The organism is Acetobacter suratthaniensis (assembly GCF_017377745.1).
Lineage (GTDB): Bacteria > Pseudomonadota > Alphaproteobacteria > Acetobacterales > Acetobacteraceae > Acetobacter > Acetobacter suratthaniensis.
In genome coordinates, this window is sequence record NZ_JAFVMG010000022.1 from 1 (window position 1) to 19,781 (window position 19,781).

18 protein-coding genes and 1 pseudogene are annotated in these 19,781 nt (G+C 57.3%); 9 read left to right on the forward strand and 10 right to left on the reverse strand.

Annotated features, from left to right (window positions below):
* A partial coding sequence (locus J2D75_RS13220; RefSeq protein WP_207855290.1) for an NADAR family protein occupies positions 1-358 on the forward strand: 358 nt, incomplete at its 5' end.
* 930 nt (positions 359-1,288) lie between these two features.
* On the opposite strand, the pseudogene J2D75_RS13225 reads toward J2D75_RS13220, so the two are convergent.
* Positions 1,289-2,259, reverse strand: a pseudogene (locus tag J2D75_RS13225) (IS3 family transposase); the annotation flags it as partial.
* A gap of 56 nt (positions 2,260-2,315) precedes the next feature.
* Here J2D75_RS13225 and J2D75_RS13230 point away from each other — a divergent pair.
* A complete protein-coding gene (locus tag J2D75_RS13230; protein WP_243428763.1) occupies positions 2,316-2,663 on the forward strand; it encodes an Hsp20 family protein in 348 nt (115 codons plus the stop codon).
* Positions 2,664-3,131: 468 nt separating this feature from the next.
* Here the strand turns inward: J2D75_RS13230 and J2D75_RS13235 are convergent, their stop codons facing one another.
* From J2D75_RS13235 to J2D75_RS13260, 6 genes are all read right to left on the reverse strand, one after another.
* The gene (locus tag J2D75_RS13235) at positions 3,132-3,689 is read right to left on the reverse strand and encodes a phosphate-starvation-inducible PsiE family protein (RefSeq protein WP_207855291.1); all 558 of its coding nucleotides are present in this window, start codon (positions 3,687-3,689) and stop codon (positions 3,132-3,134) included.
* 347 nt (positions 3,690-4,036) lie between these two features.
* Positions 4,037-5,116 (reverse strand): ArsO family NAD(P)H-dependent flavin-containing monooxygenase, encoded by a 1,080-nt coding sequence (locus J2D75_RS13240; protein WP_207855292.1) that lies wholly within the window; start codon positions 5,114-5,116, stop codon positions 4,037-4,039.
* An 8-nt stretch (positions 5,117-5,124) separates the two neighbouring features.
* Positions 5,125-5,823 carry an arsenical resistance protein ArsH gene (gene arsH, locus J2D75_RS13245; protein ID WP_062449395.1) on the reverse strand — a complete coding sequence of 233 codons (699 nt, stop codon included), beginning with the start codon at positions 5,821-5,823 and terminating at the stop codon, positions 5,125-5,127.
* A gap of 25 nt (positions 5,824-5,848) precedes the next feature.
* On the reverse strand, positions 5,849-7,144 hold the full coding sequence (locus J2D75_RS13250; protein WP_279381472.1) for an arsenic transporter: 1,296 nt from the start codon (positions 7,142-7,144) through the stop codon (positions 5,849-5,851).
* Complete coding sequence (arsC, locus tag J2D75_RS13255) at positions 7,144-7,566, reverse strand: arsenate reductase (glutaredoxin) (protein WP_207855293.1); 423 nt, start codon at positions 7,564-7,566, stop codon at positions 7,144-7,146. Before arsC ends, J2D75_RS13250 begins: the two co-directional genes overlap by 1 nt.
* The gene (locus J2D75_RS13260; RefSeq protein WP_207855294.1) at positions 7,563-7,916 is read right to left on the reverse strand and encodes an ArsR/SmtB family transcription factor; all 354 of its coding nucleotides are present in this window, start codon (positions 7,914-7,916) and stop codon (positions 7,563-7,565) included. The genes arsC and J2D75_RS13260 overlap by 4 nt, the downstream gene beginning before the upstream one ends.
* A 292-nt stretch (positions 7,917-8,208) precedes the next feature.
* Between J2D75_RS13260 and J2D75_RS13265 the strand changes: the two genes are divergently transcribed.
* The 3 genes from J2D75_RS13265 to J2D75_RS13275 all read left to right on the forward strand — a co-directional run bounded on the left by J2D75_RS13265 (position 8,209) and on the right by J2D75_RS13275 (position 10,152).
* Positions 8,209-8,469 (forward strand): type II toxin-antitoxin system RelB/DinJ family antitoxin, encoded by a 261-nt coding sequence (locus J2D75_RS13265; protein WP_039733946.1) that lies wholly within the window; start codon positions 8,209-8,211, stop codon positions 8,467-8,469.
* Complete coding sequence (locus tag J2D75_RS13270; protein WP_039733945.1) at positions 8,466-8,759, forward strand: type II toxin-antitoxin system RelE family toxin; 294 nt, start codon at positions 8,466-8,468, stop codon at positions 8,757-8,759. The genes J2D75_RS13265 and J2D75_RS13270 overlap by 4 nt, the downstream gene beginning before the upstream one ends.
* Positions 8,760-8,889: 130 nt before the next feature.
* On the forward strand, positions 8,890-10,152 hold the full coding sequence (locus J2D75_RS13275) for a cation:proton antiporter (RefSeq protein WP_207855295.1): 1,263 nt from the start codon (positions 8,890-8,892) through the stop codon (positions 10,150-10,152).
* Positions 10,153-10,323: 171 nt separating this feature from the next.
* Here the strand turns inward: J2D75_RS13275 and J2D75_RS13280 are convergent, their stop codons facing one another.
* Entirely contained in the window at positions 10,324-10,770 is a 447-nt protein-coding gene (locus J2D75_RS13280; protein ID WP_243428764.1) for a VOC family protein, read from the reverse strand.
* Between the two features lie 20 nt (positions 10,771-10,790).
* On the opposite strand from J2D75_RS13280, the gene J2D75_RS13285 reads away from it, so the two are divergent.
* The 3 genes from J2D75_RS13285 (at position 10,791) to J2D75_RS13295 (ending at position 14,571) form a co-directional block, all read left to right on the forward strand.
* Positions 10,791-11,516 (forward strand): helix-turn-helix transcriptional regulator, encoded by a 726-nt coding sequence (locus tag J2D75_RS13285; RefSeq protein ID WP_207855296.1) that lies wholly within the window; start codon positions 10,791-10,793, stop codon positions 11,514-11,516.
* A gap of 236 nt (positions 11,517-11,752) precedes the next feature.
* Positions 11,753-13,186 carry a site-specific integrase gene (locus J2D75_RS13290; protein WP_207855297.1) on the forward strand — a complete coding sequence of 478 codons (1,434 nt, stop codon included), beginning with the start codon at positions 11,753-11,755 and terminating at the stop codon, positions 13,184-13,186.
* A 461-nt stretch (positions 13,187-13,647) separates the two neighbouring features.
* Positions 13,648-14,571 (forward strand): replication protein RepA, encoded by a 924-nt coding sequence (locus J2D75_RS13295; protein WP_207855298.1) that lies wholly within the window; start codon positions 13,648-13,650, stop codon positions 14,569-14,571.
* A 47-nt stretch (positions 14,572-14,618) separates the two neighbouring features.
* On the opposite strand, the gene J2D75_RS13300 is transcribed toward J2D75_RS13295, so the two are convergent.
* Entirely contained in the window at positions 14,619-15,326 is a 708-nt protein-coding gene (locus J2D75_RS13300) for a hypothetical protein (protein WP_207855299.1), read from the reverse strand.
* Positions 15,319-15,966, reverse strand: a complete 648-nt coding sequence (locus tag J2D75_RS13305) for a ParA family protein (protein WP_207855300.1) — start codon at positions 15,964-15,966, stop codon at positions 15,319-15,321. The genes J2D75_RS13300 and J2D75_RS13305 overlap by 8 nt, the downstream gene beginning before the upstream one ends.
* Positions 15,967-16,355: 389 nt before the next feature.
* Between J2D75_RS13305 and J2D75_RS13310 the strand changes: the two genes are divergently transcribed.
* Positions 16,356-19,781: DEAD/DEAH box helicase family protein (locus J2D75_RS13310; protein ID WP_207855301.1), on the forward strand; the 3,426-nt coding region annotated here is incomplete at its 3' end.

The following is a 19,781-nucleotide window of genomic DNA, read 5'->3' on the forward strand; positions in this document are numbered from 1 at the left end:
GGTGATGAAGTGGTGCTTGCGTGTTAAACTGATTGAAAATTGGAGAAATTTTTCCGAATTGCTATTGTCAACCGGCGACCGACCCATTGTTGAGGACTCGCGGAAAGATAGCTATTGGGGCGCAACACGGCAAGAAAATGATACGTTAAATGGACAGAATGTGCTGGGGCGCTTGCTCATGGAGCTCCGTAAAAAATTGCAGGAAGATTCAGACGCACTTCGTAGCGTGCAGCCTCTCAAGATTCCGAACTTCTGCCTTCTCGGTGAACCGATTCCCATTGTGATATTCCCTCCACAGCAAGATGCTGTTTTGGTGGGCACCGACGATGAAGAACCGGCACAGCGTGCCTTTCTTTAAGCCAACTCTACCGTCGCCCAAGAGGCTGTTTTCAAGGGTGGCTTGCGCTGCCATGCAATATATTCCGCGATGAGGCGCAGAACTGTTTCGAAGCTTGTTCCCCTAAATGTCCGCTCTGCTTGTTATAACTCCAATAGCGGACCTTCTACTCTCCCCCCCTGATCCGCCTGTCTGCTTAGTGATACAGGAGCAGACAGGCGGCAGTCGCCTACATCCCGGACATACAAGCCCCCATTCGCCAAGCTCCTAAGCGGACAGTCCGCAATCACCATGAGCTGATGGAGTTTCCTCCCACCCGAGTGCATTCTCCGCTCGGCTGCATAAAAGCAGCCCCTTCTGAGAACGTATCATAGAACAAGACAGTCAGATGGGGTGGAAGGCCTCCTTGCGGCATTGATGTGCCATACCGGCGGTTGATAAACCTTCTGAAGGAGACCGCCCCCCCCAACTGACAGCTAGCGGCGCGACCACGACTGGTGGTGGAACGACAATTGGTGGTCCAGCATAAATCCACAGCCAGACCTCCGCCGGAGCGGCACTCAGCATGGTCGCGGCGAATGCCGCGGCTAGCAACTTCCATCCGATGCTATCAGGCATTGTTCTGGTCCACTCTGAACACGCGAACGATTGAGGACGCCCAAACCTGCCTTTCTGCATTTTTGATACCTCTTGACACCATGCACGGAGTGCCCAGATTGAATCTGCCGGCCGCCAAAGGGGTCGGCAGACAGAACTATCAGTTTTGATCTTGTGTCCATGTTGCTCAAAGGAGGATATGGCTATGAGAGCCACCGTTGATTTTGCTCCCCTGTTCCGTTCGAGCGTGGGTTTTGACAGAATGCTCAACGCCCTTGATCTCGCCAGCCGGATTCCAGCGGTCGATAACTGGCCGCCTTACGATATCGTCAAGACCGGTGAGGATGATTACCTTTCAAACAGATGCTGCTCCAGCCATTCCTGCCGGACAGTCCTGTTGTAGCGTTCAATATAGGCGTTCTGCTGCGGATTGCCCGGTTGTGTATAGATCAGGGTAATCCCCTGCTTTTCGGCCCATGAAACCAACGTATGACTGACATATTCAGGGCCATTGTCCATTCGGATAGCCTCTGGCCTGCCACGCCACTCCATAACCTGCTCCAGACAGCGGACAACCCGACAGGCCGGCAGGGAAAAATCAACCTCAATCGCCAGTCCTTCACGATTGAAATCATCCAGAATGTTCAGGAGCCGAAAAGCACGTCCATCCAAAAGTCTGTCCGCCATGAAATCCATGGACCAGACTTCGTTGGGAAGTGCTGGGACCGACAGCTTTTCGGGCTTTTCGCGAACCAGGCGCCTGCGGGATTTAATCCGCAGGTTGAGTTCCAGTTCCCGATAGATCCGATAAACCCGCTTATGATTCCAGACACGTCCCTGCACATTGCGCAGATACAGGAAACACAGGCCAAATCCCCATCTCCTGTGAACCTGGGTCAGTCCTACCAGAAGATCGGCAATCCTGTCGTTCTCCGCCGCCAGTCGTGGACGATAGCGAAAGCAGGTCTCCGATATCCCAAAAATCCGGCAGGCCAGCGCAATGCTGACCCCATGATGCGCCACAGCCTGTGCGGCCAGTTCCCGGCGCTGGGCTGGCCGCTTCATTTTTTTCCCAGGGCTTCCTTCAGGATATCCGTCTGCATGCTCAGATCCGCATACATGCGCTTCAGCCGACGGTTCTCCTCTTCCAGAGCCTTCATCTGACTGATCATCGAAGCATCCATGCCGCCATATTTCGCCCGCCACCGGTAAAATGTGGCGTTGCTGATCCCATGCTCCCGACACAGATCAGGAACCGGGACGCCGCCCTCAGCCTGGCGGATCACACCCATAATCTGCGCGTCAGTAAAGCGATCACTCTTCATCAGAATCTCCTCATTTCTTACGCTGAGAAAATTCTCATCCAAAAGCCACTCTTTTTATGGGGGGATTACCGATCGACATGGCGGTTGCCGGACTTGCCGAGGCCGACCTTACGATCACACAAGAGCGCAATACTCTTGTCGTGACAGGACGAAAGGCGCCGGAGCCGCAAGGCGCCGCCGAATATCTCCATCGGGGTATTGCGGGCAGAGAATTCGAACGCCGCTTCGATCTGGCCGAGCATATGAAAGTCACCGATGCGCACTTCGAGAACGGACTTCTGTCCATTACTCTGAAACGTGAGATACCCGAAGCGATGAAGCCGCGTCGTATCGCGATTACGTCCTCTACAGCACGTGCGGAGGAAGCCGTGCCCCAGATTGAGGCGCGGAAAGAGGCAGCCTGATGGCGTGACGAAAACTCTCCCCCGGCCATTCATCCGGCCGGGGGGGGGAATCTCGAAAGGTCATGAGCATGAAGAGGATGAAAATATTTCTATCGTGCGCTGCTCTGGGGTTGTCTCTACTGAGCCAGTCGGGTGCACATGCTGGTGATCTTGCCCGGGCGGCTGCAACATCATTCGATGCGAGGGCGACTGAGGGACCATCCACAGTCCCCAAAACCGGGGCTCGCGCTCATTACGAAGACGGCACAGGTGATATGCTGGTCGACAGTTTGAACGCAAGCCAGTTGGATCAGAACTACAAGGGGCCGGTCTATTATCCCGGACAACCTATTCCGCCGTTCCGGCCCATCGACATAGATCATCTGATGCCTTCAGGGCCAGAGACGGCGAAGAAAACGTCTTCATCGCACGGGACGTAATAGGGCTTTGCGTAAAGGCGGCGTTGTAGGCCGCCTTTACCTCGATTCTTCAGGATGAAGACCGTTCAGGCGCGCAGCGGACCGCAGAATTATCTTCGAGAGGCGTCTGTTCCCTGGTATCGCGCGCGACGCGCGCATCCTGCTCGCGGACCAGCCAGTAGACGATGCCCAGAGCCAGAACCGCCGCCGAAAGAGCAAACAGTTCCACGGCAGTCACATCATGTAGATCCAGCAGGATGAATTTGCGGGCAATCGCCAGGAGGGCGATCAGGACGATGGTCCGCACCCGGATGACGTTTTCATGCTGGGCCAGAACGACCAGCAGGGAGTGTTTGAACTCAAGAGCGATGATGACGGTAAAGATCGCGCCAAAAATCGCCTGGAAGATCGTCTGGTTGATCGGATCGATTCCGACATCGACAACCAGATGCCATACCGCGCCGATCAGATGAATCGTCGCTATGGCGGTGACCAGCATGATGAGCGCAATCAGGGTCAGAATGATCGCCTGTTCAAAACGCTCGTAGAATGTCAGGCCCCTGAACAGCTTGATGAAGTGGGACCAGTCCCTGCTCTGCCAGGAACGTTTCATGGAGAGGTCTTCCATAGCCGTTTTCCCATCTATGAATTGAGTTATAGTTCCTACGTCGTGGCCCTTCCGGCGCACATCCGGTTCAAAGCCGCTGCCAGCGTGGCAGGCGATAGGACAATGTTCTGGCATGGTCTCGCACGCCTTTTGGCAAGGCTAATGTCAGCTGGTTTTCGAGGTCTCCCAACGACATACCCAGGGTCTTAGCCATGTGCGTGCGGTCAGCGACAGGCAGGAGTTTTCGGACCACGGCGACGGTCGTCACTTCCGGATAAGACGCGGTTCTCCAGCGAGAAATCCGATCATAAATCCGGTGGTCAGCCGCCCGACGCATGAGGACGTCATATCCCTGGTCTTTTTCCTGGTCAAGGTTTTGGTAAGCGGACACCCTGTGCCGGTGACGCAAGCCAGGCCGCCAGTTGCCGGACCATGGATCGCGCAACGCGGCCCGCCCCTAGGAGGGTTGCGGATGCGGGGCCGCACCAGGAGCCATAACCCAGCAGCCAGAGACGTGGCTCCCTGACGGCCTGCTGCCCGTTAACGCGGATCAGCCCGTCCGGCTCGATCACGTCGAGCGGCGCAAACATAGAGAGCGCGGGCTTGAAGCCCGTACACCAGATGATCGCGTCAATGGCTTCTTCTCGCCCGTCGGGCCAGACGACGCCCGTCGCCGTCATGCGTACAAATTGGCGCACCGCGTGGAGCACGCCCCGCTCCCGGGCGGCTCGCACGGGCGGCACCATGACGATGTCGCCAAAACCGCCGGTGGGCATGGCCGACGGGCCGCCGAGAACGCGAGCGGTCGCCCGCTCGAACAGAACCCGTCCATCCACGTCATCGGGCAAGAAGACAGGATCGTGCTGCGTGACCCATGTTGCCTGGGCGACAAGGGACAGCTCCGCCATAATCTGCGCACCGGAGTTGCCCCCACCCACCACGAGCAGACGCTGACCGGCAAATGGTAGTGCGTTGCGGTAATGGGAGGAGTGGATTTGCGTCCCGCCAAAGAGGTCATGCCCCGCGACATCAGGAATGAAAGGGGCTGACCACGTACCGGTCGCCCCGATAACCGCACGGCTGAGGAAATCACCTGTGTTCGTCCGGACATTCAGGAGTTTTCCTTCCGCGCGTTCCACACGTCCGACCATTACGGGGCGGTGGATCGGCGGCGCATAGCGCGCCTCGTAGCGGTGCAGATAGTCAAGCACCTCGTCGCGGGTCGGGTAGCTGCCATCGGGCGTGTCGGGCATCGGCCAGCCGGGCAGTGAACTGTAGGACGCGGGTGAAAACAGATGCAGGGAGTCCCAGCCGTGGACCCATGCCCCTCCCGCCTGCGTTCCGTTGTCCAGAATGACGTAGGTCAGCCCGGTCCGGCGCAGGAAATAGGACGCGGCGAGCGCTGCCTGACCGCCGCCCACGATCACGACATCGAACGGTTCCGCCATTGCCCGGCTCACAGACTTTCCGGGAGACGAAATTCCGCCTTGCGTTCGCTATAGCGGTCCACGAGGTAGTCGGCCCGGTCGCGCAGCAGCCATGTGAACTTCATCAGTTCCTCCATGACATCCACCATGCGGTCATAGAGGGGGGACGGCTTCATGCGGTCATCGTCACCGAACTGCGTATAGGCCACTGGCACGCTGGACTGGTTGGGGATGGTGAACATCCGCATCCACCGGCCCAGAACCCGCAGCGCATTGACGGAATTGAAGCTCTGCGATCCGCCTGAAACCTGCATGACCGCCAGCGTGCGGCCCTGCGTCGGGCGGATCGAGCCTTCGGTCAGGGGCAACCAGTCGATCTGGTTCTTGAACACGGCAGTGATGTTGCCGTGCCGTTCGGGGCTGCACCAGACCTGGCCTTCAGACCAGATCGAGAGTTCCCGCAGTTCCTGCACTTTCGGGTGGGTTGCGGGCACGGAATCCGCTACCGGCAGGCCGGTCGGGTCGAACACCCGTGTCTCGGCCCCCAGCACCTTCAGGATGCGTTCCGCCTCAAGCACCAGCAACCGGCTGAAAGATCGGGGGCGTAAAGAGCCGTAGAGCAGAAGGATACGCGGCGGATGATCCACACGCGGTTGCGGTTCCAGCCGCGCGAGATCGACCCGTTCGAGATACTCCGGATGCAAGGCTGGCAGCTCAGGTTCGGTCATATATATATATCGGTCCTGTCGTGTATTACGGGTGACTGATCCGGGGCAGCCATAGGGCCAACGCCGCGAGTGTTGCCAGCAGGACGGGCGGCGTAATCACCAATCCGACCTTCATATACTGCCCCCATGTGACCCGATGATTCTTGGATGCCAGCACATGCAGCCACAGCAACGTGGCGAGACTGCCGATCGGTGTAAATTTCGGCCCGAGGTCGCAGCCGATGACGTTGGCATAGATCATCAGGTCGCGTGTCAGCGGCGTGATGTCATGGGCCTGCTGGATCGCCAGCGCCCCGACCAGCACACTCGGCATATTGTTCATGATTGACGACAGAACAGCCGCCAGAAAGCCGGTGCCGATGGTGGCGATGAACGGCCCCTGATGGCCAAGCCAGACCAGTGCGGTCGCAAGATAGTCGGTCAGCCCGGCATTGCGCAGGCCATACACCACCAGATACATGCCCAGCGAGAAGATCACGATCTGCCACGGGGCGCCCCGCAGCACCTTACGAACAGGGATGACCCGACCATATCCGGCGACGAGCAACAGGATTCCGGCGGCCAGGCAGGCCACGACACAGACCGGGATATGAAACGGCGCCGTCAGGAAATAGGCTGCCAGAACCAGGGCCAGCAGCGGAAATGCCGCCCGGAATACCTGGTGGTCGCGAATGGCCGTGGCGGGTGCGGGTAGTTCGGCGACAGGATAGGTCGCAGGCACCTGCCGTCGGTACCACAGCCACAGCACGGCCAGCGTTGCAGCAAGTGCTATCAGATCGACCGGGACCATGAGTGCGGCATACCGATCGAACGCAATGCCGAAGAAATTCGCGCTGACAATGTTCACCAGATTGGAAATCACCAGCGGCAGGCTGGTGGTATCGGCGACGAAGCCCGTGGCGACAATAAAGGCCAGGGCCGCAGCAGAACTGAGGCGGAGTTGAGTGAGGATGGCGATGACAATGGGCGTGAGCAGCAGGGCCGCGCCGTCATTGGCGAAAACCGCTGCAATGGCCGCTCCCAGCACCACGATCAGCGGGAATAGCGTCCGGCCTCGCCCTTTGCCCCAGCGCACGACGTGCAGGGCGGCCCAATGGAAGAACCCGGCCTCATCCAGCAACAGCGAGATGACGATCAGCGCGATAAAGGTAAAGGTCGCGTCCCAGACGATGTGCCAGACGACAGGAATGTCATGCCAGTGGATCACGCCAGATGCCAGGGCCGCGGCGGCACCTGCCATTGCGCTCCAGCCGATGCCCAGCCCCCGAGGCTGCCAGATGACAAAAACCAGCGTGACAACAAAAATCAGAAGCGCCAGCATCAGACAATCCGTTTGTCGGATTCATCGACGATCTTCTCGCCGTCCTCTTTGACGAATGCGGCCCGCTGCGGAGAAGGAAGAATACTCAGCACCGTTTCGGACGGACGGCAGAGCGCAACACCGAGTGGGGTGACGACAATCGGCCGGTTCATCAGGATTGGGTGTGCGATCATGGCGTCGATCAGCGCGTCATCGCTCAGGGCCGGATTATCGAGGCCGAGTTCGTGAAAGGGCGTGCCCTTTTCCCGCAGGACCGACCGCAGCGGAACGCCCATACGGGCGATCAGACTGACCAGTTCCGCACGGCCGGGAGGCGTTTTCAGATATTCGATGATCCGGGTCTCCTCGCCGCTGTTGCGGATCAGTGCCAGCACGTTGCGCGACGTGCCGCAGGCCGGATTGTGGTAGATCGTGATGGTCATGAGCAGGATTCCCGGGATGGGCAGCAGGAGGACAGGGTCGCGATCAGGGGCGCGCAGAGTTCGGGGCTGCCCGCACAGCAGTCCCTGACGAGGAAGAGCATCAGGTCGCGCAGGCGCGGAAGACAGGCGCGATAGACGATCAGCCGGCTATGGCGTTGCGAGGTCAGCAGCCCGGCGCGGGTCAGGGTGGCGAGATGGGCCGAGATCGTGTTTTGCGGGACATCGAAATGCCGCGCGACGTCTCCGGCGGGTAGTCCGTCCGGTTCGTGGCGCACCAGCAGGCGGAAGATCTCCAGTCGCGTGGACTGCGACAGGGCGCTCAGAGCAGCGAGGGCGGATTCTGTATCCATATATCCTTGTTTGTGGATATATTGTCGTAAGTCAAGCTATCCTATGTGAGGAAACGGAGATCACGACTGTCGGCTTCCTCAATTTTTCCGCTCAGACCAGACATTCCGCTTACCCCCACTAAACTGCCTGTCTACTCAAGTAATATGAAGCAGACAGGCGGTAATCGCCTCTTTTCTGCCGTTTCTGTAACCGATCTGGTTTCCCGAATGCAGACATCAGCATCGGCCATCTTGCACTTCTTTTGTATGAACGAATGTGATACGTATGTACATGCACGTAAGGAGGCTGAGTATGTCTGCTGTCACATTCCGGGTAGATGAAACATTGAAGGCAGCTGCTGTTGAGAAGCTGTCCGCTCAAGGCATTTCACTGTCTGACGCACTGCGCGATACTCTCGCATATATTGCTGAAACGGGCCGCTCTCCGGTCAAGCGCACGCTTGTCACAGACGAGGATGCGCAGCTGATTGAGATTGTGCGCGAACGTCTCAAAAACCCTGCCCAAAAGCATCGTATGACTTTTGCGGAGCTTAAGAGCCGTCATCGCGAATGAAAGAGTATTGTCTTGAATTCGACGACAGAGCGCTCAGAGAGTGGGATGCTCTTGACGGCAGCGTGCGTAAGAAATTTGAAAAGAAGCTAGAAAAGCTGATCTGGAACCCTCACTCTCCAGGAAATGAACTACATCGCGACCTATCAGGGTTTTATAAGATCAAGCTTCTGAAAGATGGTTACCGCCTTGTTTATCAGGTCATCGACGAACGGATCGTCATCTATGTAATTGCCGTTGGCCGTAGAGCCGATAATGAGATTTATGAATTAGCATCGAAACGGGCAGAGTGAATTTACTATCTGGTAGAAAGTCAGCTCCCGCCTTCATTTCGGTCATAAGCGGAGCCGTTTGGGCTTCCGGAAAGCGGACCATTGCCGGTTTTTCTTGACGTAATGGACAGGAGCAGCCAGCGGTGACGGCATGGATACCATCAACCTCATCGCTCTGCTTCTGACCCTCTCGGCAGGGTTCAGCATTCTCAATCATCACACGTTTCGCCTGCCTGTGACGATCGGCGTGCTGGTCTTCTCATTGCTGGCTTCCCTGCTGGTCATGATCCTGAATCCGTTGATACCGGCCTATGACCTTCAGGCTCTCCCACGATCTGTTCTTGGAGCCATCAATCTTCCCACGGCCCTCCTGAATGGCGCGCTGTCCCTGCTTCTGTTTGCCGGAGCCACGCAGGTGGATGTCGGACATCTGCGAGCAAAACTTGCCTCCGTGACTGCTCTGTCTGTGCTGGGAACCGTTCTAGCTGTTGCCTTTCTGGCGATCGCGGCATGGTACGTCTTCCCGCTTTTGGGTCATGCCGTTCCTTTCACGTGGTGCATCGTCCTTGGGGCCATCCTTGCGCCAACTGATCCTGTTTCGGTTGTCGGCATGCTGAAACGTCTAGGACTACCGGCCCCCCTTCAGGCCGTTTTCGCAGGGGAGAGCCTGTTCAATGACGGCGTGGGCGTGGTGATTTTCGGCGTCACGATTGGACTGGCGACCGGGGACAGTCTGGGAGTGACCGCCTCCGAGATTGCTCTGAGCTTTTGCCGCGAGGCGATTGGTGGCGGTCTGCTGGGCGCACTGACCGGATGGATTGCGCTCCGTGTGCTTAAGGGACAGCGAGATCCGCATATCGATCTGCTGACGTCGTTGGCTCTGGCGACCGGAACCTTCAGCATTGCCAATCAGCTTGGCATGTCGGGTGCGATTGCCGTCGTCGTGGCAGGACTGTGTTTTGGTACAAATTATAGCCATTCCGTTTTTGATGAGGCATCCCGAAAGGAACTCGACGTCGCATGGACACTCATTGACGAGGTACTAAACGTCCTGCTGTTCATGCTGATCGGCTTTGAAATCCTTGAGGTCACGCCGCATCTGTTTACGGTGCTGGCGACCCTGGCCGTGATACCGCTATCCATTGCCGTGCGGACATTAAGCGTGCTGTTTTCAACGCTTCCGGTTCATCTCAGGCAATGGGAACGAGGGCGTGTTCTTGGTATCCTGACCTGGGGCGGTCTGCGTGGCGGCATCTCGGTTTCACTGGCACTTGGATTGCCGCCCGGAGACTTGCGCGAGCTGCTACTGCCTGTCTGTTACGGGGTGGTGGTGTTTACGATCATCGTGCAGGGGCTAACCATGGAGCGGGTTGCCCGCAGACTTTATCCGTCCTCTACGCTTGGACCTCAATAATGCGGCTCTTATTTATTTGAAGGGCAGCGCCGCATGGAGGACAGTAATGGCTGCACCATCATGTTTTTCAACAGATAGCCGATATTCCGCTTAGCCTTCGTCGCTCGGTATCCGCAAGTGTCCAGTGCTGTACAGCTCCAAAGAATTACCATCAGCGTCTACCGTAATTTTTCACAGGCTCCCGAAACGGACGCGGGCGGCTTCGGTTACAGGTGTGAACAAGCTAATGATAGTCCCCTCGGGGTCGCGGAACTGGAGCGTGCGGTTACCCCAAGGTAGCGTCTTGGGCTCGATCACAATGTCCACCTTGCCTTTCAGACGCGTGAATTCAGCGTCCACGTCCTCGACCCTGAATTCAAGGATGGCCGTACGATTGGCGCCTGGCTCAGCACTTCCTTCCATGAACAGCGCCACTGTCTCGGTACTACCGATCGCAATTCTCGCACCAGAGGTTACGATTTCGGCAAACTGAGGCGCAAGCCATTCGGCAGAGTGTCCTGTCACCAGCTCATAAAAAGCAACCATCGTAGTGATGTCGGCGGCAATGAGACGGATAGAGGCGAATGTCATCGGTAAGTTCCTATGCAGGTTGTGTTCCCCGCCTTTTGGCACAATCATGCTGACAGCATCCTGTCAGCATGATTGCAGAACCTTTGCGTAGCACCGATCGCCTTTTTCAGATCATCCAGATCCTGCGCCGGTCGTCTCGACCCGTTACGGCGAGGATGCTGTCCGAGGAGCTGGAAGTCTCCATCCGCACGATTTATCGCGACGTCGCACATTTGATCGGGCAGCGCGTACCCATTTCAGGGGAAGCAGGCGTTGGGTACATTTTGGGGGCTGGATATGACATGCCACCTCTTGCCCTGCTTCCGGCTGAGCTTGAAGCAATCGTTCTGGGAGCACAGTGGGTGGCGGCCCATGGCGAAAAGGAACTGTCACGCGCCGCATTGGACGTACTCACCAAGGTTACAGCGGTTGTTCCCCCGGCCTTGCAGCCGTTTATCAGCATTCCAAGCACAGTGACAAAGCTGCCTCTCGATGCACCACAAGGCAAAGATGACAGAGCGAGCCTTCGAGCGGCCATTCGTGCAGGAATGAAGTTACGCCTGCATTATCGGGATCAACAAGGCGAGGTCACCGAGCGTACAGTATGGCCAGTCGTTCTCGGTTATTCGGACATCACGTGCATGTTGATCGCTTGGTGCGAGTTGAGGCAGGGGTTTCGTCACTTTCGTACGGACCGGATACACGCGGTAGAAATTCTGGATGAGAAGATAGGTGAGTCTCGCTCCCGACTGCTTCAACGCTGGAAAGCGCAACGCATAACGGCACTCGCTAAAATTATGACTGAAACCGGTTGATCGTTTCCTCAGTCTTGGCAGTTGAGGGCATTAACATCGCTCGACACATATTTTAGGCGAGTAGGAACGTCTGCTATTTTACGTTCAAGCACGAATAACGGACATCTCGCTTTCCCCCACATGGCGGCCATCAAAAAAAGACCTTATGAGGTAAAAATACGACACCAGTTCAGCGTCGTGAGCTACTACACTGGGTATTATACACTCAGGGTAGTAGCAAGCACGAGGCTCCGTTTATGCTGGATGACGTTATTGTCCACGGCCGAAAAGATCGGGCTTTCGCGGCCCTATTCGACCGGTGTGACCGGATCACCCGACACCGTCTGGCCGAGGCCGGCTCCGCAGCCGACAGCCTGCCGGATATACTCGCGACCGCCCGCCTCTCGCCAGGACTGGAGCTGCGCCTGTCCGGTATCAGACTATCGGGAAATAAGACCGACGATTTGGTGATCGCCCATGACGTGCCTTTCGCGGCCCGTGCCCGCGCACTGGCCGCAGAGCGGATCGGCGTGGCGCCAGATGATCCTTCACTTTCTCTTTCCCTGCATCTCAGTTCATCTCCGTATTTTCTGGCGCGTTACAGGCGAGCACACAGCGACACGATCGTGCAGTCTGAAACGCCCCCTCCCCTGCCCTCCCCAGCGGGCCAGACGCCCGGCGTCATTATCCGATGGTTCGACGCCTCTCTGGGTACGAGTGTTCCTCAACGGGACGGCTCCCTTGAGACTGCGCGTGATAGTGCCACAGCCTATGCTTTACAGGCCAAGGCAGATAACACACGCAAAGCCTATCGTGCGGGCGTCCGGGCATGGTGTGCCTGGGCAGATCGTCACGCCCTTCCCTGCCTCCCTGCCCGCTCGGCCGACATTGCCGCCTTTCTGGCAGACGAAAGGGGCCGGGGTCTGGCTCCCTCGACACTGGAGCTGCGACGGGCCGCGGTCACCTATCTTCACCGTCTGGCGGGGTGTGCTGTTCCCACGGCGGATGCTGCTATCGGCGAAACCATGACCGGGATCAGGCGCACCGCCGCAAGGGACGGTTTTACGCCACGACGCAAGGCTGCCGCGACGCAGGACGTGCTGGCGACAATCGTCAACGCGATAGACCTGAGTAAGTTATCTGGGATGCGGGATCGGGCTTTGCTCCTCATGGGGTTTTATGGCGCATTCCGACGTTCGGAACTGGCCAGCATCGAGATCCGCCATGTGGCCCTGGTCAGCAAGGGTCTGCTTGTCACCCTTCCCCAGTCCAAGGGAGACAGACAGGGGAAAGGCGTTGAGATCGCCCTCCCCTACACCAAGGATCAGTATTGCCCGGTAAAGGCATATGGGGCCTGGTTGGCCGTGTCAGGCATACAGGACGGGGCTGTTTTCCGCCGCGTCCGCAAAGAGGGAACGGTAGCCGTTGAAGGCGACATTCGCGCAGTCGGGTTGCAGCCTCTGACAGATCGCTCTATCGCGCGCATCATCCAGGCCCGCGCCAGCGCTGTCGGTCTGGATGGGAAGACCTTCGGCGGGCACAGCCTGAAACGGGGCGCACTCACGACCGGAATGGATGCAGGGGCTCATCCTGTGAAACTCAAGCGCCTTGCCCGGCATGCGACATACGCCGCGCTGGGTGATTATCTTGAACTAGGAGATCCTTTTGAGGAACACGCGCTAAAGCGTTAATTCAAAAACTCATTCTGTTTGACCTCTCTAAGCTGAAGACCATTTCCCGCTAGAGTTCCCATGTGAGAATTGTCGGGGCGCAACGTCTGCAAACCGTGCATGCCACGGGCAACATAGCATCCCCGGAGACTCGGGTTCGCAACGTTAAGTTAAAAAATCAGGTGGGAACTTTAGCGGGAAATATTGTCCAATTATCCCGAGGACTCTAGCGGATTACTGAGAACTTTAGCGGGATGACGTGGGAACTCTAGCAGGATTAAGCGGGAACTCTAGCGGATCAAGATACCGGAAAATCTACAGTTTTTCGATTTGTCCCGAGAACTCTAGCGTGACAAACTAATACATAAAATAACACTTCGAATATTAGAGCCCATCGAACATCTTAACCCCGCTAAAGTTCCCGCTTCTCAAGCGCAAGATTACTGCTAGTGTCCATTCATCCTGCTTAAAGGAGTTCTCTTGTGGGGACCGTTCACAAGCTTATAGAAGAACATGGCAAACAAGGCGCGCTGTCCTTTGACGAAGATCGTAAGATCATCGAAATTGCTGCTGACTATATGGCTCATGAAGATACCGGCATTGGGTTTTTATACAGCGGCTTTGCTCACGTAGGTCTTCCGCATAAACGTTTGGCTGACGACCTTGTTTGGCAAATTGAAACCGACAGAGCTGTCATGATTGTGGAGCCAGGTAGACGCGCGGTACGTGGAGCAAACCCTATATCTGTGGGGGTACCTTATGGCAGCAAAGCACGATTAATTATGCTTTACTTACAGACAGAGGCCATAAAGACGCAAAATAGAGAAATTGAACTCGGAAAGTCACTGAGAGACTGGCTCAAACGTATGGGCATTCCACAGGGTGGAAAATCTATCAAAGATGTTAAAGAGCAAGCAGAACGCATTTTCAGATGCCGGATTTCCTTTCATTTCCAATCTGGGAACTCTAACGGGCTTATAAACCAAAACATTGTGGATGCAGCGATATTTACCGATGATCATAAAGATAATGGTAAACAACAGTTTCTCGAACGCGCAAAGCTTTCGGAACTCTTTTACGATCAGCTACAAAAGCATCCAATACCGATTGAAGAAGCTGCCATACGTGTATTAAATGGGCACAGTCAGGCCCTCGATATTTATTGCTGGCTTGCATATAGGCTTCACGCGTTAAAAGGACCTACGGCAATCACCTGGTCTGCATTGAAGGCGCAATTTGGCGCTGGCGTTGTACGCTTAGACCACTTCAGACCAAAGTTCATAGACAATCTCAAAATAGCACTCGCCGTGTATCCAGCAGCCAAAACTGAAGTCACAAAAGCGGGTGTTATTTTACATCCATCAAGGCCCCCTATCGCGCCTAAAATTTATGGACTATCCCGCTAGAGTTCCCATAGCGGGGACTCTAGCGGGATGTAGCGTTTACTCGAAAATTACTCTACCAAATCCCCCAAGAGTCCCCTGATATCCTGAATTTTAGAATCAACCGCAGCCATTTCAGATTCCAGCTTTTCACGTTGTCTTAAAAGCTTTCTGTACTCATCCTTTAGTAAGTTGACATCCACTCGGCCAGAAACGTCCTGCTTAGTCACAGTCTCTTTTCTAAGGCTGGCGATCTCACGACGAGTTACATCTGGCCGTAGGAGTCCACGCTCCCTAGCCACCCGAAGCTGATACTCATTCAACAGAGTGATTTGATAAGCAGTGCCGTAACTTCCTGGACAGGCCTCCAGAGGAATCACACCGTCCGCAACTGCTTTGGCGATCCGCCTTAATTGTGTTGCTGTCGCGTCAGAAAAAGGGAACAGGCGTTCAGACCCCTGACGCAATTTAACGTATTCCGCTTTTGACAGAACATTTTCTAAATCAAGTAAGGCGCGTCCAATAGCGAGAAACGAATCGCGGGCCTGACTCCAATTTTGATTTACTTCGGCACGAACTGCGAGAATACGAGAGACTTTTTCAGAATCAGAAACTAAAGAAGTGCCTGCAAAGACATCTTCTATTGCCGTCATAACATTATCATCAACAACAACTCGTTCGATTAACATTTCGGCCCGGTTATCACCAACACTCAGGCTGTCGTCCTCTTCCATCACTGCTCTGATTGACGTGCGTGACACTCTGTGTGTTTTAGACATTGCTAATCTTCCTGTTGATGAATGCCCACAGTTCTTCAAACGGCTCTTGCCCCCGACTTTTTGTAAAATCGAGAAGTGTAAGCCCCTTCCCGCTTGGTACGTGTACGTCCTCTAATTGGGGTAGTTCCACTGGGATAACATCGGCAACCTTAATGAGCCGACCACGGACTCTAGCAAATGAGTTAGTGCGGCGATTAGCCCTATTCAACACCACGACCGTGTTGTTTGTGACTTGATTTAAAACATCAATCCAAGGCGCAATACTATCAACATCGTCCTGTGTGCAGGCACAAGGAACCACCACAATATCTGCGGCTTGCGCCAAGCCGGTTATTGCAGACATGTGGTCTTCAACGCTTGGAGGCGTATCAATCACAGCCAGATCGTAGCCACTTGCATGACTGAGGCCGCCTCGCCAGTCTTGAAGCTGTGCACCAACAATTGGAACATCGATAAATTCAGGCATTTTGGAGCGAAGCGTCTGTCTTCTTTTTCCCCATTTATCGATTGTACCCTGCCGATCAAAATCTATTCCAATGACCTTTTGGCCTTCTTGAGCTGCCGCGACAAGGAGATGTCTGGTGACTACCGACTTTCCGCTTCCACCTTTGGGCGATGACACCAAAACTATCTTTGTCATGTAGCTACCTCCTTTATAAATTAGACATGTCTAATTCCGCTTACCATGTGATTGTTACATTTTTTGGTGGCGCTGATCAATCTGTTAAATTTAATTAGACATGTCTAATTTTCAGGAAAATTCATACAATCATCAGGTCACAACAAGAAAACCCCGACCAGCCCTGAGCGCCGCGCGCAAAGGGTGGGTCGGTCTGTCTGAAGCCAGCCCGATCCCGGCGCAGGCGCCGCCTTTGCCCGCGTCCCACAGGCCCGGTTCCGGAGACAGCATGCAGGAGAAAATCTGACGCAAGACAGCGTTCAGCCCCCTCCCCTGCTGTTGTCCAATCCTTCCCGATCACCGCCTCGTCCCAGACGCAGGCGGCGTTCGGCGTTTGTCCGGAGCCTTTCATGTCCCTGTTCGGTGATCAGCTCAGCCTGTTCTCTTCCTCCGCCCTCAATGGCCCTGCCGACCTCTTCTGGGGGGAGCTTGAAGGCGAAGGCAGCCCCCTGCCCGCCCCCACAGCGCCTGCGCCTCTCGTTATCCCCCAGACCGATTTTCGCCTGTCTGGCGAGCGCGGCCTTGCTGCGAGCTGGAAAGACCGTGCGCGCGACAACATCGCCGCCATCACCCTGCTGGGCACGCTTGAGTCCGAAGACCGCAATGCAACCCCCGCCGAGCAGGCTGTGCTGAGCCGTTTCATTGGCTTTGGGGCAAGCGATCTGGCCAACAGCCTCTTCCCCCGGAACGGCGAACCCTACCGGGCCGGATGGGAGAGCCTCGGCAAGGCACTGGAGGCGGCCTGCAGCGAGACGGAACGGGCCGCCCTCGCCCGCTCCACCCAGTATGCCCATTTCACCCCGAACCTGATTGTCAACGCCCTGTGGGATATGCTCATGAAGCGGGGCTTTCAGGGAGGCTCCGTGCTCGAACCCGGCTGCGGTGGTGGCCAGTTCATCGCCCTGCGCCCCGAACGCCTCGAAGGCCGGATCGCCTTCACCGGCATTGAGATGGACAGTCTTGCCGCGCGCATTGCCCGCAAACTGTTTCCCAAACAGTGGATCCGGCAGGAAGACTTTACCAAGGCCACACTCGCCAGTGAGTACGATCTGGCCATCGGTAATCCGCCCTTCTCCAACCGTGTGGTCAACGTAACCGAGCATCGCGATCTGCGCGGCTTCAGCCTGCATGACTGGTTCATCGCCCGCTCCCTGACGGCCCTGCGTCCCGGTGGCTTTGCCGCCTTCGTGACCTCACGCCACACGCTGGACAAGAGCGAGATGAAGGCACGGGCGCGCATGGCCGAGGATGCCGATCTGCTGGGCGCTGTGCGTCTGCCCGCGGGCACCATGAGGGCGGATGCCGGCACCGAAGTCGTGCTTGATGTGCTGGTGTTTCGCAAGCGGACTATCGGCGAACTCCCCCGCGACCAGAGCTGGCTGGAAACCGGTGCGGTGCCGGAGAGTAATGACGGTGACGGGCCGCTCAGGGTCAACCGCTACTTTCTCGATAACCCCGCGCAGGTGCTGGGCACGCATGGCTGGGGCAGCAGTCAGTTCGGACGGGAGTATAGCTGTCTGCCCGTGCCTGATCTGTCGCTGGAAGAAGCACTCCCCGAGGCGCTGGGTCGCATTGCGCCCGAGAGCCGTTTCCCGGCCCCTGTGGCGCAGCGCATAACCCGCCCCGCAGATGGCCCGCGCGTGGGCACGGCTGCGTCAGGAGCCGATCTGAAGGAAGGCAGCTACTACCTGCATAACCGTGTCCTGCACCGGATCATCGGAGGCACAGGCCGCGTGGTGCCCATCCGCAAGGGCGAGCAGAAAGAGGGTCTGTTCCAGAAACACGCGCGCATCATCGAAGCGCTGATCCCCGTGCGGGATGCCAGCCGCGCCGTGTTGCGGGCCCAGATGGACAATCAGCCTTTCGGACGGCACCAGCACCGGCTGCGGCAGGCCTGGCAGAGCTTCACCCGCCAGTTCGGCCCGATCAATCTCACGCAGACCACCGTCAGGGTAAACCCCACCACCGGCGAAGAAACCGAAAGCCGCCGCAGACCCAACCTCCAGCCCTTCTATGACGATCCCGATGTGTGGCTGGTCTCCTCCATCGAGGAGTATGACGAGGCCACCCAGACCGCCCGGCCGGGATCGCTCTTCACCGAGCGCGTCATCCATGCGCCGGTGGAGCCCGAGATCCACTCCGCTCATGATGCGCTGGCGGTCTGCCTGCATGATGTGGGCCGTGTCGATCTGCCCCTGATCGCCGAGCTTGCGGGCTGTAGCGTGTCCGAGGCCCTGAGCGAACTGGGCGAGGCGGTCTATCTCGATCCCGAAGCGTCACGCCCAGGGCACGACGTCTGGGTGGCGGCGGACGCGCTGCTGTCGGGGGCCGTGCGCACCAAACTCGCGGCAGCCCGCGAAGCGGCACAGGCGGATGACCGCTTTGCCCGCACGGCAGTCGCCCTTGAACGGGCCCAGCCCGAGGACCTGCGCCCGTCCGACATCACCGCGCGTCTGGGCGCACCCTGGGTGCCGGTTGCGGATATCATGGCCTTCAGCCGCGAGGTGATGGGGATTGAGGCCATCATCCGCCATACCGCTGAAGTCGCCTGCTGGACTGTTGAAAAAAGCGCCTTCCTGGGGCGCGCGGAAGCCACCTCGGTCTGGGGCACCGCCCGCCGTCATGCCGGGGAGCTGCTCGAAGACGCGCTCACACAGGCCTCTCCAAAAATCTGGGATACGGTCAAGGATTCAAACGGCAACGACACCCGTGTGCTGAACACGCAGGAAACCGAAGCCGCGAAGGAGAAGCTGGCGGCCATCCGGCAGGCGTTCCAGAACTGGGTCTGGCAGGATGCCGAGCGGGCGGACCGGCTGGTGCGGCTCTATAACGACACCTACAACAACCTCGTGCCGCGCCTGTTCAACGGCGCCCATCTGAAGCTGCCGGGTGCCTGCACCGTCATTGCCTTACGCGAACACCAGAAACGCGTGATCTGGCGGATCATCGCCGCGGGCAGCACCTATATCGCCCATGCCGTAGGGTCGGGCAAAACCTTCTCCATGTGCGCCGCCGTCATGGAACAGAAGCGCCTGGGGCTGGTCAGCAAGGCGATGATCGTGGTGCCGGGGCACTGTCTCGCCCAGATGGCCCGCGAGTTCCTGATGCTCTATCCCACCGCCAAAATCCTCGTGGCGGATGAGACGAACTTCGCCAAGGCCAAACGTCAGCGCTTTCTGGCGCGGGCCGGCACCGGCAGCTGGGATGCGATCATCATCACCCATGATGCCTTCAAGTTCATTCCTGTGGAAGCGGCGTTCGAGCGCAGCATGATCGAGGATCAGATCGACGCCTATGACACGCTGCTGTGTGAAATAGACAAAGACGACCGGCTGTCGCGCAAACGCATCGAGCACATGAAGGAGACGATGGAAGCCAGGCTCGAAGGGCTGGCGACAATCAAAGATGATCTGCTGCATCTGGGAGAACTGGGGATCGATCAGATCCTCGTGGATGAAGCCCAGCAGTTCCGCAAGCTGAGCTTCGCCACCAACCAGGGCGACCTCAAGGGCGTGGCTCCGGAAGGCTCGCAGCGCGCATGGGACCTGTTCGTCAAGGCCCGCTATCTGGAGCGGATCAATCCCGGCCGCGCACTGGTGCTGGCCTCTGGAAGCCCCATCACGAACACACTGGGCGAACTCTACTCCGTGCAGCGGTTTATGGCGCTCGATGCCCTGCGTAGCCGCGGCCTGCATGAGTTCGATGCCTGGGCGGCCAATTTCGGGGAAACCCGGACCGAACTCGAACTCCAGCCCAGTGGCCTCTACAAGCCCGTC